Source organism: Oscillibacter sp. 1-3, from assembly GCF_000403435.2.
Taxonomy (GTDB): domain Bacteria; phylum Bacillota; class Clostridia; order Oscillospirales; family Oscillospiraceae; genus Oscillibacter.
Genome location: NZ_KE159712.1, coordinates 128,218 through 146,663, shown reverse-complemented (window position 1 = coordinate 146,663; position 18,446 = coordinate 128,218). Strand labels below are relative to the sequence as shown.

Below are 18,446 nucleotides of genomic sequence, written 5' to 3'. Positions count from 1 at the left end.
GCTCTCGCCCCGTTTGATACAGATGAGCGCCCCAGTGCTGGGCAGGACGGAAAAGCACAGTTCCGGCAGTCCCTCCGCCAACTTCTGTTCAGAAGCCGCTTTTTTCATCAGCGCCTGTTCCTGGATGTAGTGCCTGGGATCAGCAGCGGGGGAGTCCCAGCCACGCAGGCAGCCGCCCAGCATGGCCTGCTCTTGAGCCTTGCTGATTCCGCGGCATTGATTGCGGTAGTCCGCTATGTGCCGGTTCAGACCGGGTTTCTCGTTGCTGTTCTCCGACACCTGATAGCCGGCGCCTCTGGTAATGCAGATCAGGGAGTCATCCTCCGGCAGGACAGAGAAGCACATGTCCGGGAGCCGCTCAGAGAAGTGGGGATCGAAGCGGTCCTGCTCCGGCATGATGCTCCAGTTCTTGCTCTGCCACAGGTGGACATACAGCTCACAGCCATCTCCGATGCCAATATCACGCTGCTCAAAGCCCTCGCCCCAGCCATCGGACATCTGCCCGCTCAGATAATCGGTCAGAGTGTCCAGTTCCGCGGGGGTCAGCGCTTCTGTTGCCTTGCACTCCGCTACCGCCCAGAGCCGGCCTTCCCGTTCCTCTGTGGTGAAGAGAGCGGATCGGACCTTGCGATCCACGGCATCATCTTTGCCGTACCAGTGCATAATGCCGCGCTCCGCTTCTTCCGGCATCCGTTCCCGGATCAGGGCGGCCAGGATGCTGTCCGCGTAGTGGCGAAGATCCCGCCCGTCCAAAGGAGTACCATCCTCATCCATTCCGCCGTATTCATCGGGTTCAAAGAGTTCCGCGGTCATGGGGGCGTACAGCTTCAGCGTCTGGAGGGGCGGGGGCAGGACAGAGAAGCTGTCCGCCCCCAGCACCAGGTTCAGGCTGCGGCCACTGTCCCAGTTCACCAGAAAGTGGCCGGCGTCGTCGATGCCCTTCAGCGTCCCCATGCTCCCCGGCTCCACCGGGTGGGGGTCGTCTTTCATTTCGCGGAGCTTGATCCGGCTGCCCACTGGAAACTGTTCCCGCAGAAAATCCAGCCATTCTTTTGGTATCCGGTCCATTTACATTCCCTCCATTTTTATATCAGTTTGCGGCCCGTTCCTCTGCGGGGGCCCGCCCTCACGCGCCTTTTGAATGTCCGGACAGTCGGAGAACCAAATTGTGTGATGAGACTTCAGATGGAACTCGACAGCGCACGGTTCCAAATACTTCTCACACAGGCGGGGAAGATACTCCTCAACCTCATCCCATTCGTAGGGGTAGTCGACGCCTTCTCCATAGGTAATACCTTTTTTTAACTCCGCTACCAGTGCTTTGTATGCGTCCGGGTCCGTGTTTTCATAGGCGTCCTTGCCGGTCAAATGCTTCATCGTTTCGTTTCCAGTGTAGAGTAATTCCTCAAACTGGCAGCCTCCATAGGCTTCCACATCTGCCAGAGAGTCCGGATCAGCCAACGCCGCCATGTAGACCTCCTCGCCCTGGGCGATGAGCCATGCCCGGAAGTCGATGAAGCCGTCGTCTGAGCAGCCGTTTTCACACATCAGCGAGGCGGCGGTCCACAGTCCGTATTGATACGATAGATTCATGTATCCGTTCAGAATGTCGTGGAAGTCCTGTGTCTGCTGGGGGCCGCGGGCAATGAGCTGCCCGGCCAGCCACTGGCTGGATGCGTCCATATTCTGACCGCATTCTTTCTTTGCTCCGGCGATCAGCTCCCAGAAATCGGACTTGCTCATTTCCATCCCCGGCTGCGCCGGATACCACTGTTTCTTCAGGCCTCCCGCAAGGCTGTCGCATTCCGCTGCCCACTGTTCCAGCTCCTCATCGTTGGCCCGCATCTCTTGGGCGTAGAGTTCCAAGCCGCTGAGGATATTCTGTCTGGTCTGTTCACTCAGCTCAGGCGCGCCGCCGGAGTCTCTGGCGGCGGATACCGCCTGATCGAATGTACTGCCGATTTGCTCCACCATCTCCCGGTATCCCTTGGGTGTGTCATCCTCAGCCAATCCCCAGAACTCAGCCATATCTGTGAGCAGTCTGCGGAATGTGGGCAGCTGTTCTTCCTGACCCTGTGCGGCAAGCCGGGCGGCGTGTTCCGTCAGGCCAGCGATGCACTGGCGCATCGTGTTTTTATATGCCTGATACTGCGGCTCCATCTGAGCGAGAAGTTCATCGACGGTATAGCTGCGGGTGTTTTCGCCCTGGGCCGGCGATGTCTGTTCTCTGTTATCCAAGCTGCATTCCTCCCATTTCAATACGTTCCGCCATATCCTCAGCCTGGATAGGCGGCGCCTCATAGAGCGTCTTTTTTCCGTAGGTAATTCTGGTGATGTCCTCCGCACAGTAATTGGCGCTGCGGCCAAACAGCTGCTCAAACTCACGGCGATCCTGTGCGGGGATATCATAGGTGCTGTAATAATTCCTATGGCCTGTCAGGGAGTTTGCCGCCGTCTTGAAAGTCAGTTCCATGCCATCTTTCTCAACCGTAACGGTCACCGTTTTAGCGCCGCTGGCTTTTAACGCCTCTGTGATGGCTTTCATTCGGTGGATGGGATTTTCGGTATCCTGCATCAGCGCCTGATATTCCGCTAACAGAGCGTCATCTTTCAGAAATTGCAGGAGAAACTTCTCCTGATTGATTTTGATATGCTGATCCGCCTCTGTCTCAATGAAGCCCTCCGGGTCCTGGAGCCAGGCCATAAAAGCGGCCTCCGGCAGTTCATTCAGAATATAGTCGCTGTGGAACTGCCCATCTGGCGCCTGGTTGGCAAAAATTTGGCAGATTACCGTTTCTTTGGCACCGTAGTCCTGATAATACTGAAGATCGCGCTTCGCTTGTCCGCTGGAGACTATCTGTGTGGGGAGGTTGCTCCGGTCATTCGCGATGATCTCCTCCACGCGCTGATTGATTTTGGCGCATATTTCATCCACCATAGAGGGGATGGCCCTGGCCGCAAACGGGGCCTGCCCGTCTGTAAGAATAGTTGACAGGCCCTTCGTCAGATACAGTGTCTTTTTTCCGATGTCGTGTACACCGCAAAACGTCAGGCCGTTTTTCCAGGAGATACAGCCATCTGCTTCCACGGCAGTCTGGTACAGATAGTCAACCGGCTTCTTTTCGATCTTGAGGAGCATCGTGACAGCCTCCTCGCCCTTGTATATTGTTAAAGGCGTCTTTCCCCAGTACAGCCAGCGTTGGAAATCATCACGGGAAACCGTACATTGAACAAGGTCTTTCATCAACTCATACCCTCCATTGCTGGCGTTGCCGGATGGGAATCTCTGATCTGCGCCATCGCCTGCTGCCGGGGGGCGTCAGCGTCCATCTGCCACTCTGACCGCAGTTGTCTTTGCAGCGACACACATTCCTCGATCCAGTTATCCAGTTCGCCGTCGTTTTTCAACTCCTGACGGTGAATTTCCAATGCGATTAAAATATCCTTTTTGGAGCTGTCTGGCAGACCGGATCTCCGCGCGGCTGACACGGCCTGGTCAAATGATTCTCTGTACTGCCGTTCCAGCTGGATGGAGGTTTCTTTATCCGCGTAGGCGCCTCCATCCAAGCCCCAGAATGGCACCAATTTCAGAATAATCTCCCGCAGTTTTGTGATATCTTCCTCCTGATGGAGCACTGCCCGCTGTGCGGCGACTGTAGTCAGACCAGCGACACATCTTCGGATGTACTCCTCATACACCTGATAGGTCGGCTCAATCAGTTTCAGAAACTCATCCAGGTTATAAGAAGATTGGGAGGCTCCGCGGCCAAGCCAATGTTCCAGCGTGGCTCTGGGGTATAAAATCCGATTTGATTCACTCATCAGCCTATACCCCCCATCGTCATGCCGGTACCACCGTAGTCCTCGATCTGGCGGGGATTCTCCTCCCCATACAGGCCGCAGAGCATATCGTCCACGGCCTTGCGGACTTCCGGGTTATCCGTCAGGGTTTCACAGCGGAAGCCGGTGGCGGCATGGCAGGGCAGCTCCTCACGGACGGCCTGGAGATATTTCTCTGGGTCAGTATAGTTCCACCGTTCCCCGCTGGCGAAGGTGACCCGCCCGACAGCCGGGCTTTCGTCCAGTACCTGCCGGAGACGGGCGGCAGCCTCCGCCGCCACCGGGTCATCCTTGAATTCGTCCATCCTCAGCCGGTCCTCTGACAGCCACTCCCGGCCATCCCAATGGATGGCCAGATCCACCGCGGCGATGCCGTCCTTGGTGACCCCCAGCCGCTTGTCCTCGCAGTCAAGACCGGCGTATAACTGTATGGCCTCCTCCAGCGGGAGTTGGTGGGTCACTTGCCGCTCAGGCGTGTTGATGTGTTCGATCACATACCACTCATAGCTATGGGGGAGTGTGGGCTCAGCGGCGTTTTGGATCGCCTGGCGCCCCCCTGTTCCGTCAGTCCCATCTGCTGAGCCTGTTTATCGAAACAACTGAGGTAGCACTGGTAGTCGCCCTCTATGGGATTGCAACGCAGGCGGTAGAGATACCGTCCTGTCTCCAGCGTGAAGCCGTAGTTCTGGCAGCAGGAGCCGCCCGCAATGGCGCCCTTACTGCCATAGCAGTACCGCCGCATGGAGGGGAGGTCTTTCAGGACGCCCTTGCGGAGATCATTCACCACCTTGTCCAGCTCATTCCGGAACTCCTGGGTGTTCAGCTCTTCGGGGCCTCTGGGCCACCGCGTCAGAAGAAACTCCGCTCTGTTCCGTTTCCGCCTGGCGGCGAAAACTCCACCCGCTTCGTTCCTTCTTCCTTTCCCCACCGGACCCGCTGCGCTGGGCTCCGGTGGGGGCCCTTTCCTATCCCTCTCCGGCGTCTGAGCATAAAAAAGCCCCGCATCCTCGGGGGATGCGGGGCACAGCTGATGGCGGATAGGCGTTTCAGGGCAGCGGATCTTTTCCTCAGCACAGAACTCCGCCAAGCTGGGATTTGTACCGGTCATCTGGAACATATCCTTGACCAGCCGGAACTGGGAACGGGCTTTTTTCAGCGGCAGACAGGAGAGGATCGAACCGGTATGGTTTTCCTCCGCCAGATCCACCAGCGCGTGGGGTTCGTCCGGATGCCGGGCTGTACCCCGCAGGTCGTAACAGTACCAGCCCTGGGGCACATCCTCACGGGGGATGGGCGCGGCACTGTACAGCACCGAGGCCCCGAACAGGCGAGCCCCCAGCATTTTGTCCTTGTAAATGTTGATTTGCAACGGTTTCACTCCCTTTCGTTTTTGGTCAGCAACAATAGATACCACAACTCCCGGCGAAAGTCTACAAAAACTTTTTACATCATCGCCTGCCCAATCTCCGGTGCGGGAGGAAAAGGCTTGCTCAGACGGCGCGCCAGACCGAACTCCGTCCGCCGGACGCCGTCCTCTGCCATGGAGTCCTCGCCCAGACGGGAAAAATCCATATACCCGTCGATGGTATCAATGACTTCATCGTCAGCCCCAGTGCGGCGGAGTACCTGTTTCCCATACTCATCCATGTCCTCCGGGACCAGTTCATAGTCGTCCCGGTCCATGGCGATGCTGACGGCTTCCGTGAAGGCACCCGGCTGTTCCACCTCCAGAACAGCGCAGAACTTCATCAGTTCCCCGTCCTCCTGCTCCATCTCCTGAAGGCACAGCGCCAGCGTATTGGCGTCTTCCACAGTGATTGTATCCAGCGGGAGGAGGCCGTCCAGATACGGAGAGGAGAACTTGACGGCGGTGATTTCGGCCTGGGCGAAGTCCTCCAGTGATATGCTCCCCATAGAGTAGACAAAGCGAGAAAAACTTGCAGACTACTCGAAGGGGAGCATCATTATGTCAGCAATCAGTGCGGAAACAAAGATCGATGCAGTGAAGCAGTGCTATGCCGGAGCCGGGAGCCTGAATCAAATCGCAGCAAGATTTGGGGTGCAGCGCAGCACCCTACAGAAATGGCTTCAGAATTATGATCTGTTTGGTGAGGAAGGGCTGCGTCACCGGAAGGGGAATCATCACTATCCCGCAATCGTAAAGCAGCAGGCGGCAGAGCTGTATCTGTCCGGTCAGATAAGTATAGAGGCAGTCTGCAAAAAATATCAGCTGCGGTCAAGATCGCAGCTGGAACAGTGGATTAAGTTGTATAATGGTCAAAAAGGATTCCGTTCTCCCGGAGGCAGAAGGAGTGTTCCGTTGACCATGGTATCTTATGAAGAGCGTAAAGCAGCGGTGGAGTATTGCATCACTCATGGAAAAAACTACAAGCTGACCGCGGCTTGCTTCGGGTTCACATATCAGCAGGTTTATGGCTGGGTACAGCGATACCACAAGGCAGGCTTGGAGGGGTTGGACGGTGACCATCGTTCGTCCGGCCTTGCCGCGGAGAACCAGCGCCTGCGGATGAACAGCCTGGAACTGGAAATGAAAATGGCGGTACAGCAGAGATACCAGCAGATATGCTGGCCCAGAAATCAGCTGCCGGACTTCAGCGGGGTCCGGCATGAAACGGCCTATCAAACCGTCAAGGAACTGCATGAGACGTATCACTGGCCTGTGTGCAAGCTCTGTATGGCAGCAGGCGTCAGCCGGGCTGGGTATTACAAATGGCTCAACCGAGCGGCAAGTCCCAAGCAGAGGGAAGACGAAAAGCTGGCTCATCTAATTGTTGAAATATACCAAAGCCAGCACGGCGTTCCCGGTTACCGGCAGATGCAGATCATTTTGGAACGACGGTATGGAATCAAGTGTAATCTGAAGAGGGTATACCGGCTGATGCGGCTCCTTGACCTCCGCTCTGTATGCAGGAGAAGAAAGCGGACACGCAGGAAGAAGTCTTCGGATGAATATCTTGCGGAAAATATTTTGAACAGGGGCTTTGCGGCAAAGAAACCAAATGAAAAGTGGCTGACGGATGTAACAGAATTCAAATATGGGACAAGCGGAAAAGCTTATTTGTGCGCAGTCCTGGATTTGTACGGAAGGAATATTGTAGGTTTTTCATTCGGGCAGCGTAATAACATCGCTTTGGTCTTCGAAGCCTTTGAATGGGCGTTCCGGCAGTATCCCGATGCGCATCCGCTGGTTCATAGCGACCGGGGCGCACAATATACCAGCCGCGCCTTTCAAAAAAGGATGAAGGAGGCCGGTGTCTGTCAAAGTATGTCCCGTCCAGGAAAATGCCTGGACAATGCGCCCATGGAAGGATTTTGGGGTACTTTGAAATCCGAGATGTACTATTTACATCATTTTGATGACTACAGCCAGCTTTGCGAGGCGGTCGCCGCATACATCTATTTCTACAACCATGAACGATACCAAAAAAAGCTTGGGTGTGTGACGCCTATGGAATTCTTGGCAGCTGGGGTGAAATAGAGGCAAAAGCTATCTCATTGCCATTCCTGCCTTTCTTTTTCTCTGTTTTGTCTACTTGACAGGGGGCACTTCAGTCCCCGGCAACACCACCAGTCCGGACAAGCGGCTGAAAGCGGATGAGCTGCTGGACCGGCTGGGGGATTGGGTACAGCGTGGGACGCCGGACCTGGGAAACGGTATCCGGGCTATGCGGGTGGAAGCCACTACCCGATCCTCCAAGTTCGCCGAATACGAAAACGGCGATGAGGACCACCAGATTTTAATGAAAATGACATATGAGGTGATATAAATGGCTGACAACAATTTCAACACGACCCCCGGCCAGACCATTGCCCGGGAGCTGATGATTGCCTACCTGAACACCGGAACGGATTCCTCGCCGGTGTGGAGCCCCTTTGGGCGGCGGACCACCGACAGCTCCATTGAATACGACTGGAGCGAGGATTCCAGCCAGGACATTCTTGGCAACACCTGGACCACCATGAAAAAGCCCACCATGAGCCAGAGCTTTGATCCCTGGGACCTGGACGGCGGCGACGCGGCACAGCAGAAGATTTATCAGCTGGCCGTTATCGAGCAGAACGCCCAGGCTCTGACCAACATGGACGTGATGATTGCGCACTTTTACAGCGGCAGTAAAGAGGCGGCGTTTGCCGAGCGCTATTCCGCCTGCATGGTCAAGCCCTCCAGCCTGGGCGGCGAAGGAGGCGGAAACCTGGGAATGCCCGTGGACGTCACCTACGGCGGCGAGCGCACGGTCGGGACCGTCAGCAAGGGCGCTGGCGGGGCTGTGACCTTTACGCCCGCTGCGTCTGCCACTGCGACGGAGGACTAACCCATGAGAGAGCTTACCTTTGACTCTGGCGTAGTCTCATACTCTCTCAACGGGAAATGCGAGGTCTCCTTCAACCCGGCAGACCGCGCCTTTGCGGAGCGGTTCTACAACGCTGTTGACGAGATGGGGAAGCTCCAGGACAGTTATGCCAAGAAGGCGGAGGAGATGAACGACCCTGCAGGGGCGTTCTCCCTGGCCCGGCGGCGCGATGAGGAGATGCAGAAGGTCCTGGACGGCCTGTTTGACGCACCGGTCTGCGCGGCGGTGTTCGGAGATATGAGCCTTTGTGCGTTTGCCAACGGATTTCCTGTGTGGCTGAACCTGATGCTGGCCATCCTGGATGAGATCGAGGCGAACATCGGAGACATTCAGAAGCAGGCGGACCCCCGTATTGCCAAGTACAAGGCCAAATACCAGAAGTACTCCGCCCGGTATCACAAATGAATTGGGAGCTTCCACAAAGCGTAGAAGTCCAGGGGGCTTCCTATCCCATTCGGACGGACTATCGCTGTATTCTGGACATCCTGACGGATCTCTCCGACCCGGAGGCGGACGAGCAGAAGCGGGCGCTGGCGGTGCTCATCGGCCTGTACCCGGATTTTGACGATATGCCGCCGGAGCACTATGAGGACGCTTTGAACGAGGGCGTGCGCTTTATCAACTGCGATTCCGGCGACGCGCCCCACAAGTCCCCGCGGCTGGTGGACTGGGAACAGGATTACAGCCTGATGATCGCCCCCATCAACCGCGTGGTGGGGCGGGAGGTCCGCTCTTTGGAGTATATGCACTGGTGGACGTTCCTGGCGGCTTACAACGAGATTGGAGACTGCACCCTTGCCCAGGTGGTCCGTATTCGGGACCACCTGGCGCGGGGGAAACAGCTGGACAAGTCTGATCGGGAGTGGTACCGGAAGAACCGGCACCTGGTGGACTTCAAGCGGAAGTATACCAGCGCGGATGATGCGCTGATGAAGGAGTGGGGCGGGACGTAGAAACACGGCCAGCGCATAAGACTGGCCGTGTTGATGGGATGCTTCCCGATGTCTGCCCGAATGAGAGCCTTGATATATCCGGCCTTGTTGGGGACGCTGTTCAGCTTTTGAATAATGCCCTGTTCAGTATTTTTCATAAGCCGAATATTGACGTTTACGGTATGTGCCTTATGATACCGCCCTTGCGGCGTTTCTTTCTGCTCTGCCATGTTTGCCCTTCGAGGAGAAGGGACGGTTTCACGGTCCCGCTCCGTCACTTTTGGTCTGCCGTAGTCAAATAGACGTGTATGATTTTTTCAATTTCTTCTGTGGTATAGCTTTGTTTTTCGGGGTTCTCTTTGAGAATTTGAATTATATCGTACGCCATAGCTTTCCGAGTGTCTTGCCGTTCGATTTCGGTTCCCATATCTGCGGCCTCATTCCTTTAAGATGATTATAGCATACCATATATGCCGCACTATGTCAGGCGGTTTTAGAAATAACTTTGAGAGGTGATTAGGCTATGGCAAACTCAACAGCAGACGGCAGCGTTGTTATTGATGTTGATATAAATGTCAATCAGGCCGAAAAGCGGCTTGCAAAGCTGCGCGGCAATATCAAAAAGGTGGAAAAGGGCATTGCCAATATAACAAAAGCGAAGGAAAAGGCGGCGCAGAAAAGCCTTTTCCAGGCTGGAGAGTTGGATGCTGAAAAAGCAAAACTGCAGGAAATCAGAGACCGGCTTGCAGAAATCCGCGATTTGTCAAAGGATAAAAGCGCCGACATTGGACAGCGGGAATCACATGCCGGGCAGATTTCTTCCGTTAAACAGGAGTATGATGAGCAGAAGACACGCGTCAACGCTCTGCAGGCCGAATGGAACAAAACGGAAGACGCAATTGACAGCTACAACCTAAAAATAGACGCTTCTACTCAAAAGCTGGGAGAAATGAAAACAGAGGCCGGAATTCTCACACAGCAGATTGATGAAGATGCCAAAAAGCAGGATGGAGATAAACCAGATCCTCCCACGGCTAAAAACGTCATCGGCCGGCTTGCCAAGAGCTTCTTTGGCCTCGATAAGGGCGCATTGGATTTGAACATCACTTCCAAAGCCTTAACCGCCTTTCAGCAGCTGGCCATGAAGTACATCAAGATCAACGATGAGGCCCGGCAGGCCATCGCTCAACTGAAAGGTGCGCTGCTGACGCTGGCACAGCCGCTGATTGAGGCCATCATACCGGCCTTTACCGTGTTTTTGAACGTCCTTTTTAAGGTTGTTACCGCCGTTGCAGCGATGGTATCTGCGCTTTTTGGAAAGACCATCAAACAATCCGCGGATGGAGCGGAGGCGCTGGACGGAGAGGCGAAGGCCATTTCCGGCGTCGGTTCGGCGGCGGACGAGGCCTCCGGCTCCCTGGCGGGGTTTGATGAGATCAACCAAATCAGCACAGAGGATTCCAATGGCGGCGGAGGTGCTTCCGCGGAGATCGCGCCGGACTTCTCCTGGGCGGATAATATGGACGGCATCGAGGAGCGTATGCGGGAGATCGCGGACTTTGTGGGATTAATTGCCGCCGGACTTTTGCTTTGGAAAATCGGGACCGCGCTTCCGGGCGTTCTGGGTCAGATCGCTACCAAACTGGGCGGCGTTCTGCTGACGGTTGGCGGATTACTGCTATTCTGGCACGGTCTGACAGACGCGTGGGAGAACGGTGTGGACTGGCTGAACCTGATTGAGATGGTCGGAGGGCTTGCGGCCGCGGCGGCGGGACTGTATATCACCCTGGGCCCCGTCGCGGCCGGAATAGCGCTGGTGGTGGGCGGAATCGTGATGTTGGTGACGGGTTTTCGGGACGCAATGCAAAACGGGTGGAACTTACAAAATATGCTGCTTGCTATTGCCGGAATCCTTGCAACCGGCGCGGGAATTGCCCTTATGGCGGGGTCCTGGATTCCGCTTTTGATCGCGGCAATTGCGGCGGCGCTTCTGGCGATTACCATCGCCACCGGGCACGGAGAGGAGCTTCTGGAGGGAATCCGAACCGTTATGCAGGGGTTTGTTGACTTCTTCACGGGAATCTTCGCAGGAGATATTCAAAAGGCTCTCGGGGGTATATCTCAAATCTTTGACGGCCTAAAAACGGTTGTTTTCGCCGTGATAGACGGGATCAAGGATTCTTTGTTGAGCTTTCTGGAATGGCTGGACGAAAAAACCGGCGGCAGATTTCACGGTATCATCGAAGCGGCAAAAGGTTTTGTCACAGGATTTTTCGGCAGTACACAAGAAACGCTTGGAAACATTCTGGATTCCGTCAAGCGGATTTTTACGGGAATTACACAGTTTTTAACTGGCGTATTCACCAATGATTGGGACCTCGCCTGGGAAGGTGTTAAAAATATCTTTGCGGTTATTTGGAACGGAATAATCTCTGTGCTGGAAGGAGCGATCAACTTGATTATCAAGGGGATCAACCTTCTGATTGGAAAAATAAATGGGTTGATCGGAGATGGGCTTTTCTCAAAGGGGCTTGAATATATTGGAGTTCCAAACGGAAAAATCCCAACTATTCCGGAGGCCAAAATTCCCCGCCTCGCCCAGGGCGCGGTCATTCCGCCCAATCGGGAGTTTATGGCGGTGCTGGGCGACCAGAGGAACGGGAGAAATCTGGAGGCCCCGGAGGACCTGATCCGGAAGATCGTCCGGGAGGAATCCGGCGGCGGGGACGGACAGGTGGTCATGCTTCTGCAATCCCTCTTGGAGGCCGTCAAGGCCGGGCAGGTCATTATGGTGGACAAGGCTGTTCTGGGCCGCACCGCCCGGGACGGGATCAACGACATCACAACGAAGTCCGGCAAGTTTGCCCTGCTGTTTTGAGGTGTGCTATGACAGTTCTTTTTATCAACGGACACGACTATACGCGCTACGTCGCGGACGACGGCTACGACTGGAGCCGGGATGACCTGGACAGCGAGAAGACGAAGCGCGTCCGCAGCGGCAAGCTCCGCCGGGACAAGATCACGGAGAAGCGAAATCTGACCTTCAAAATGCTGCCCATGCCGGAGGCTCTGGCGGCGCAGCTGGACACAGACCTGCACGCGGCGACTTTCAACGTGAAATACCGGGACCTCCACGGGGAGCAGATCAGGGAGTTTTACTGCTCCCAGTTCCCGGCAAAGCTTCGGCAGGTCGTCGACAAGGGGAATCTGCTGTGGGACGGCATTTCGTTCAATTTACATGAGATTTGAGGCGGAATATGGCACAAAGCACAAGTGAACTGTGGAAAACCCTGATCCGCTCCCGGGACGTCACAAGGGAATATGCCTTTGACATCGCCGGGACCTGGTACGGACCCGAGCAGGAGGTATCCCACACGGTGGAATCCGGCCTGTACGAACAGTTTGGAATCGGTAACGCCTCCACGGCCAAGCTGACCATATCTCTTTTCGCAAAGGACATTCCCCGGACGGCAGCCATCAAGAGGTTCATCCGACTGCGGGAGGGAGAGCAGGCGACGGAGTGGCTGCCCAAAGGGATCTTCTTCGCCAACCGGCGAAGCGACGATAGCGGATACTGGACCGTAGAGGCCTATGACGCCATGCGCAAGGCGGAGGCGGTGTGGACGCCGGACCAGAGTCTGACCTTTCCCATGAATATGCCGGCAGCGGCGGCGGAGTTTGCCCGAATGATGGAGGTGGAGCTGGACCCCAGGACCGTCCTGAACCCGGCGTACACCATTGACTATCCGGCCAACGACTACACCATACGGGACGAGCTGCGCTTTATCGCCGCCGCCCACGGCGGAAACTGGATCATGACGGACGAGGGAAAACTGCTGCTGGTTTCGCTGCTGTCCATTCCGCCGGAGACAAGCTACCTTGTGACCGAGTACGGCAGCGCCATTACGCTGGGAGGTGTGAAAATCCTTGTATAGGTTCTTTGTGGGCGACGACATCACCAGCGTTGAAGACAACGGAAGACAGCTTCCCATTTCCCGGGTGACGCTGAAAGTGGATGACGAGAGTGTACTGACCGCCGGAGACGACACCGGCATGGAGCTTGAGGCGGACTGTCCCCATGCCACGCAGGCGATGGTAAACGCCATTCTGGCGAAGGTGAAGGGATACCGCTATCAGATGTTTTCCGCAGGGGATGCGGGGCTTGACCCGGCGGCGGAGCTGGGGGACGGCATCACGGCCGGCGGCGTGTACTCCGTGATCTCCCGCCTCTCCGACGACGGAAGCGGATTCCCCAGTGTCACAGCTCCCGGCGAAGCGGAGCTGGAGGACGAATACCCCGCCGGAGGCCCTATGAGCCGGGAGTTTGACCGGAAGATTGCGGAGACGCGCTCCAGCATCACCAAGACGGCGGAGCAGATCCGGCTGGAGGTGGCAAACCAGGTCCAGGGCCTGTCCTCCTCCTTTACGGTGGAGCTGAACAGCATCAAGGGGCAGGTAACCGGCCTGAACGGGCAGGTTTCCACCTTGGAGCAGACTGCAGAGTCGATCATCTTGAGAGTGTCCGGGCTGGATGCCTCTGTATCCACAATTTCCCAGACCGTCAACAGCATCACTCTTGGTGTGGAAAACGGAAATTCCTCCTCGTGGATCAAGCTCTACAAGGACGGAATTGAGGTTGCGTCGGAGAGAATCAAGTTCAAGGGGCAGGTTGTGTTTGAGGACGACCTGTCCAGCGGTGAGACCATCATCAGCGGTGATTGTATTCAGACGGGAGAAGTCAGCGCTAGATACATCCGCCTGGGCGGAGCAATGGACGTGTACGAGTCCCTAAACTCCAACGCCATTGGGGGGACGCTGGGATATGTGACCAGCTATGATTTCCACGGAAACAGGACCTACGGAATGGGAATGCTCAACTACAACGACAATTACCAGGTTGTAGTGACAGACAGCGGAGCCCGGTTGACTTCTCCTACAGCGGAGGTTGTGGCGGCGGTCAACATCACCCTGGACACCAGCCGTAAGATCAACGCCAGCACGGAGCTTACCATCACCTCCGACCTTCGGAAGAAAGAGGAAGTCCGCTATGATGTGGCGGAAAAGTACCTCCCTCTGCTTGACCGCCTGAAACCGTGCAGCTTCCTGCGGAAGGACGGCGGGGACCAGAGGCACCTCGGGTTTATCGCCCAGGAGTACCGGGACGCGGAGACGGCGGCGGGCATCTCTTCGGAGGACAGTGTGATTATTGGGAAGACAGACGGTTTCTACGGCCTGACATACGGCGAGTTTATTCCTCTGCTGGTGGCAAAAATCCAGGAGCTGAACAATCGAGTAAAGGAGCTGGAATCGTGGAAGAGCTGAAAAAGGAAATGAATGCGGCTTATAAGCTGATGGACGCCATCCCCGTCCGGGGAGACATGATCGAGGTTATGGCAGAGGCCCGGCGTCACCTGCGGGAGGCTTACAAGCTGGCTGAGAATCTGGAAGAGAGACAGGAGGGAAAGCATGGCTGACAAAACCACCGGTGGCCTGGAGGCCGTACAGGAGGCCGCGATAGGTTCTTTGCCCGGGATTGCGGATCTCTATGACGAGACGCTGATCCCGGTGGAGCAGCAGGGGGAGGCCCGGCACATGACCGGGGCGCAGTGGAAGCGTTACGCGCAGGCCGGAGTTTCCAAGTATGTGGAAGACGCGCAGAACGCGGCGAACGACGCACAGAAGGCCGTTGCGGCCGTGGGAGATGCCGTGGAGGACGCCGCCGCCAGCGCTGAGGCCGCAAAAGACGCCAGAGAGGGAGCAGAGACGGCGCGGAAGGCCATTGAGGATATGGAGGTATCCGCAGATACCCTCCCTGCCGGGGAGCCCGCCAGCGCCACGAAGACCACAGAAAACGGTGTTGTGCATCTGGCTTTTGGATTACCGGAAGGAGCAAAAGGAGCGAAGGGAGACCCAGGCTCCAGCATCCAGAGCGTTGAGCGCACAGCGGGCACCGGCGCAGCAGGGACAGTGGATACCTATACCATCACCTTGACCGACGGCACCACCTACTCCTTTCAAGTTTACAACGGAGCAGACGGAACCGGTTCCGGCGATATGCTGAAAAGCATCTATGATACGGAAAACCGCAACACTGATGTTTTTAAGTACGTGGATGAAAAAATGGATGATGTGCCCACACCCGAAGATATTGTGACTATGCCTGCGGGTGGCTCGATGACTCCGCCTGATGTCTTAGGCACTGGTCCTTTTGTGATTGAGTTTGACGAGGAGGCTGATGAGCCCATACAAATTGACGGGCTCCCTGTTGAGGCGGAGATCCTGGAGACTGTGTGCGAGGGAGTGCAGCTTGATGATAGCGATCCGTCCTATACGCTGCCCACACCAATTACGTTGGATACGGAGAGTCTGTACTTTTTATCCTATCAATATTTTAACGAAAATAAACAGGCAGACCCAGCAAACAGCGGATATGGATTTTCAAAAGTGGATGGAGAGTTTGTTCGTTGGTTGTCCGCTGGGGAAAACAACAGCGTGACACTTACAAGCACCGGGATTGCAGACACATGGCGCGCGAATACACATAGTTCGATCATTAGCATTTATCGCGTTAAGATTGCGGTAAAGGATGATTTGCAGTTCGCCGCTTTGAATTATGAGGGCAGCTTTACCGTAGCCAGCGGGCGGAACTCTCACGCAGAGGGTTCTAATACTGTTGCCAGTGGGTTACAGGCTCACGCAGAAGGACGACGTACAATAGCCAGCGGGCAGAACTCTCACGCGGAGGGTGGTGCTTTTTCAAACATGGCCGGCTGCACTGCAATTGGATTCGGTGCCCATGCGGAAGGAATCTCTACTACAGCAAGAGGAGATTACTCTCATGCCGAGGGAGACAGATCGGTTGCGGAAGGTCCATCTAGCCATGCAGAGGGACGTCTGACAATAGCATCTGAAACAGCCAGTCATGCTGAGGGTTTTAGAACCACTGCTTCTGGATATGGTTCCCATGCTGAGGGATCGTATACTACTGCTTCCAAAGATTATGCTCACGCAGAAGGTGTTTATAGTACAGCTGCGGCTATCGCTAGCCATGCTGAGGGTTTTTCATGTTTTTGCAGAGGGACAAGCCATGTAGAAGGTATACAGTCCGTAGCAATCGGCATATCCGCCTTTTTCAGGGTGGTTACGGCGACAACATCTAATAAGAAAACTTATACCTGCACTGCGGAAAAATCCTCCCAAGCCACAAGCATGCTCAACAGGATTGCAATAGGTGCTACGGTCAGTGCTATCACTGATTCCGGTGGCCCAATGCGTAGTGCTACTGTTTTAAGTAAGGATTCTTCATCTACACAAATAACTATAGAGTTCGACACGGAAATTGGCACACCTGCAGTTATTATAGATACGAGCCACACAGCTATTGTAGAGGGAGCCCATGTATCTGGGCGTCGTTGTGCAGCACTGGACCAGTTTGCAGTAGCATTTGGAAGTGAAACTACAGCAAACGGCCTTGCGTCTGTGGCGATGGGTATACATACTATTTCACAAACAGCGTACGCAGCGCAAGTTGTTGTAGGGAAGTATAACATTCCAAATGATGGACTCTTTGTTGTAGGTAATGGTAATGACGTAGACGCTAGAGCCAATGCATTCAGGATTACCTCTCAGGGGGCTTATGTTACTGGGCAGTATTTTACTACAGGTGCTGACTATGCAGAGATGTTTGAGTGGACGGATGGTAATCCTGATAGCCAAGATCGGATAGGATTGTTTGTAACTCTCGATGGAGAGAAGATCAGAATCGCAACAGACAAGGATACGTTTATCCTTGGAGTAACATCTGGCAATCCTTCTGTGGTAGGTGACACTCATGACGATCAGTGGCATGACATGTATCTGTATGATATTTATGGCCGGCCAATCTTTGAGGATGTCTTGGTTCCGGAAGAAGTTCGCACAGAAGTCAACCCCGACAATCCGGAGGAAACTATAACTTATGTTATACGGGAAGAGCACACCGAAAGAAGGCATAAAGTAAACCCTGACTACGATCATACTAAACCGTATGCTCCCAGGTCTCAACGACCCGAATGGTCCGCCGTAGGCCTTCTTGGCAAGCTGGTTGTAATCGATGATGGATCATGTCAAGTTAATGGATGGGCTAAGGTAAGCTCCGAAGGCACCGCTACCCACAGTGATGAACAGACGTGCTATAGAGTTATGTCTAGGCTCGATCAAAATCACATACGCGTTTTGATTATGCAAGGAGGTCACTATGGGAGTATACATTAAAGATGCATCCGGCAAAAGGATCAAAGTAGCAGGAGGCGGAAGTGGAGCGGCGGGCCCTTCTGGGCAGGACGGAAAGAGCGCATACGACTATGCCGTAGCGGGCGGGTACACCGGAACCGAGGCGGCGTTTCAAGCGCTGATGGGGTCCGCTCCGTGGGTGCCGGAGGCAGGGTACGTCTCCGCGTCAAATCCAAATCTTCTGGACAACTGGTACTTTCTGGATCCCATCAACCAGCGAAGAATCCAGTCGGGGGTAACCTGGGGTAGCAAGGTATATGGCCTTGACCGGTGGAAAAGTTATGCAGCGGATGCAACAAAATGGGTGGAAAACGAGGGAATCTATTTACTCGGAATCGCAAACGCCATTTTGGAACAGTCCATAGAAACCAACCGGTTCGGTGGTCAAAGACAGATCACTTTTTCGGCCCTGATTGGTACGACCCTTTTATCCTTTACACAAGACTATCAAACAGCTGGTTCTTTTGATACTTCCGTTGGAGGTGTTAGGTATGCACTTGCCGCCTACGCTCCATCTGACGGTCTCAAGATGTTTCGTGTTTATCGTCCGTCTTTAGATGGGGAAGCTGTGCCGGTTATAGCCGCAAAAGTGGAACTTGGCGATAAGCAAACACTAGCCCGCAAAGACGCTGCCGGCAACTGGATTCTGGCCGATCCACCACCTAACAAGGCAACAGAACTGGCAAAGTGCCAAAGGTATCAACAGGTGCTCAACGAGGGAACTTACAGCTCACACTCGTTTGGGCTAGGATTTGCAACTGCCTCAGACCAAGTACGTGTAATCCATCATCTGCCTGTTTGTATGAGAAAGACACCTGCCGTTATTGTAGATGGAGCTTTCCAACTAAATCTCAACATGAGCACACCAACTTCGCAGAGAGTAGATGTATCAAATTTGGATTTGGTTGGGTCCGATCTGCAAACAATTGTGCTCCGAGCATATGGCACAGTTACGCTTGGGAGCATATATGCACTAGTTTCTAATAGTGCTAACCCTGGCAGGATTATCCTTGACGCAAATCTGTAAGGA

At 54.8% G+C, this 18,446-nt stretch carries 20 protein-coding genes; 12 read left to right on the top strand and 8 right to left on the bottom strand.

Features of this window, described 5'->3' with window-relative positions:
* From C816_RS20965 to C816_RS20935, 7 genes are all read right to left on the bottom strand, one after another.
* A partial coding sequence (locus tag C816_RS20965; RefSeq protein ID WP_016324423.1) for a DUF4314 domain-containing protein occupies positions 1-1,068 on the bottom strand: 1,068 nt, incomplete at its 3' end.
* Positions 1,069-2,238 (bottom strand): DUF4240 domain-containing protein, encoded by a 1,170-nt coding sequence (locus C816_RS24415; protein ID WP_016324422.1) that lies wholly within the window; start codon positions 2,236-2,238, stop codon positions 1,069-1,071.
* A complete protein-coding gene (locus C816_RS20955; RefSeq protein ID WP_040656421.1) occupies positions 2,231-3,244 on the bottom strand; it encodes a hypothetical protein in 1,014 nt (337 codons plus the stop codon). The genes C816_RS24415 and C816_RS20955 overlap by 8 nt, the downstream gene beginning before the upstream one ends.
* Positions 3,244-3,822, bottom strand: coding sequence for a hypothetical protein (locus tag C816_RS20950; RefSeq protein ID WP_016324420.1), 579 nt, complete (start codon positions 3,820-3,822; stop codon positions 3,244-3,246). The genes C816_RS20955 and C816_RS20950 overlap by 1 nt, the downstream gene beginning before the upstream one ends.
* A complete protein-coding gene (locus C816_RS24410) occupies positions 3,822-4,334 on the bottom strand; it encodes a hypothetical protein (protein WP_016324419.1) in 513 nt (170 codons plus the stop codon). The genes C816_RS20950 and C816_RS24410 overlap by 1 nt, the downstream gene beginning before the upstream one ends.
* The gene (locus tag C816_RS20940; RefSeq protein WP_242832303.1) at positions 4,331-5,218 is read right to left on the bottom strand and encodes an LPD28 domain-containing protein; all 888 of its coding nucleotides are present in this window, start codon (positions 5,216-5,218) and stop codon (positions 4,331-4,333) included. The genes C816_RS24410 and C816_RS20940 overlap by 4 nt, the downstream gene beginning before the upstream one ends.
* 65 nt (positions 5,219-5,283) lie before the next feature.
* Positions 5,284-5,754: a DUF6329 domain-containing protein gene (locus C816_RS20935; protein WP_016324417.1), complete on the bottom strand. Its 471-nt coding sequence runs from the start codon at positions 5,752-5,754 to the stop codon at positions 5,284-5,286.
* 52 nt (positions 5,755-5,806) lie between these two features.
* On the opposite strand from C816_RS20935, the gene C816_RS23280 reads away from it, so the two are divergent.
* The 5 genes from C816_RS23280 to C816_RS20910 are packed head-to-tail and all read left to right on the top strand — an operon-like array spanning position 5,807 to position 9,166.
* Positions 5,807-7,339, top strand: a complete 1,533-nt coding sequence (locus C816_RS23280) for an IS3 family transposase (protein WP_016320743.1) — start codon at positions 5,807-5,809, stop codon at positions 7,337-7,339.
* A 55-nt stretch (positions 7,340-7,394) separates the two neighbouring features.
* Complete coding sequence (locus C816_RS20925) at positions 7,395-7,628, top strand: hypothetical protein (protein ID WP_040656419.1); 234 nt, start codon at positions 7,395-7,397, stop codon at positions 7,626-7,628.
* Complete coding sequence (locus C816_RS20920; protein ID WP_016324416.1) at positions 7,629-8,174, top strand: hypothetical protein; 546 nt, start codon at positions 7,629-7,631, stop codon at positions 8,172-8,174. It begins immediately after the preceding gene.
* A gap of 3 nt (positions 8,175-8,177) precedes the next feature.
* A complete protein-coding gene (locus C816_RS20915) occupies positions 8,178-8,618 on the top strand; it encodes a hypothetical protein (RefSeq protein WP_016324415.1) in 441 nt (146 codons plus the stop codon).
* Positions 8,615-9,166, top strand: coding sequence for a Gp15 family bacteriophage protein (locus tag C816_RS20910; RefSeq protein WP_016324414.1), 552 nt, complete (start codon positions 8,615-8,617; stop codon positions 9,164-9,166). Before C816_RS20915 ends, C816_RS20910 begins: the two co-directional genes overlap by 4 nt.
* A gap of 253 nt (positions 9,167-9,419) precedes the next feature.
* Here the strand turns inward: C816_RS20910 and C816_RS24075 are convergent, their stop codons facing one another.
* The gene (locus tag C816_RS24075; RefSeq protein ID WP_016324413.1) at positions 9,420-9,572 is read right to left on the bottom strand and encodes a hypothetical protein; all 153 of its coding nucleotides are present in this window, start codon (positions 9,570-9,572) and stop codon (positions 9,420-9,422) included.
* A 96-nt stretch (positions 9,573-9,668) separates the two neighbouring features.
* On the opposite strand from C816_RS24075, the gene C816_RS20905 reads away from it, so the two are divergent.
* The 7 genes from C816_RS20905 to C816_RS20880 are packed head-to-tail and all read left to right on the top strand — an operon-like array spanning position 9,669 to position 18,443.
* Positions 9,669-12,023 carry a valyl-tRNA synthetase gene (locus C816_RS20905; RefSeq protein ID WP_016324412.1) on the top strand — a complete coding sequence of 785 codons (2,355 nt, stop codon included), beginning with the start codon at positions 9,669-9,671 and terminating at the stop codon, positions 12,021-12,023.
* Positions 12,024-12,031: 8 nt separating this feature from the next.
* Positions 12,032-12,394, top strand: a complete 363-nt coding sequence (locus C816_RS20900) for a hypothetical protein (RefSeq protein ID WP_016324411.1) — start codon at positions 12,032-12,034, stop codon at positions 12,392-12,394.
* Between the two features lie 8 nt (positions 12,395-12,402).
* A complete protein-coding gene (locus tag C816_RS20895) occupies positions 12,403-13,080 on the top strand; it encodes a hypothetical protein (protein WP_016324410.1) in 678 nt (225 codons plus the stop codon).
* Entirely contained in the window at positions 13,073-14,467 is a 1,395-nt protein-coding gene (locus C816_RS20890; protein ID WP_016324409.1) for a tail fiber domain-containing protein, read from the top strand. The genes C816_RS20895 and C816_RS20890 overlap by 8 nt, the downstream gene beginning before the upstream one ends.
* Positions 14,455-14,619 carry a hypothetical protein gene (locus C816_RS24070; protein ID WP_016324408.1) on the top strand — a complete coding sequence of 55 codons (165 nt, stop codon included), beginning with the start codon at positions 14,455-14,457 and terminating at the stop codon, positions 14,617-14,619. Before C816_RS20890 ends, C816_RS24070 begins: the two co-directional genes overlap by 13 nt.
* On the top strand, positions 14,612-17,398 hold the full coding sequence (locus C816_RS20885; protein WP_016324407.1) for a peptidase G2 autoproteolytic cleavage domain-containing protein: 2,787 nt from the start codon (positions 14,612-14,614) through the stop codon (positions 17,396-17,398). The genes C816_RS24070 and C816_RS20885 overlap by 8 nt, the downstream gene beginning before the upstream one ends.
* A complete protein-coding gene (locus tag C816_RS20880; RefSeq protein WP_016324406.1) occupies positions 17,382-18,443 on the top strand; it encodes a hypothetical protein in 1,062 nt (353 codons plus the stop codon). The genes C816_RS20885 and C816_RS20880 overlap by 17 nt, the downstream gene beginning before the upstream one ends.
* The last annotated feature ends 3 nt before the right edge of the window (positions 18,444-18,446 follow it).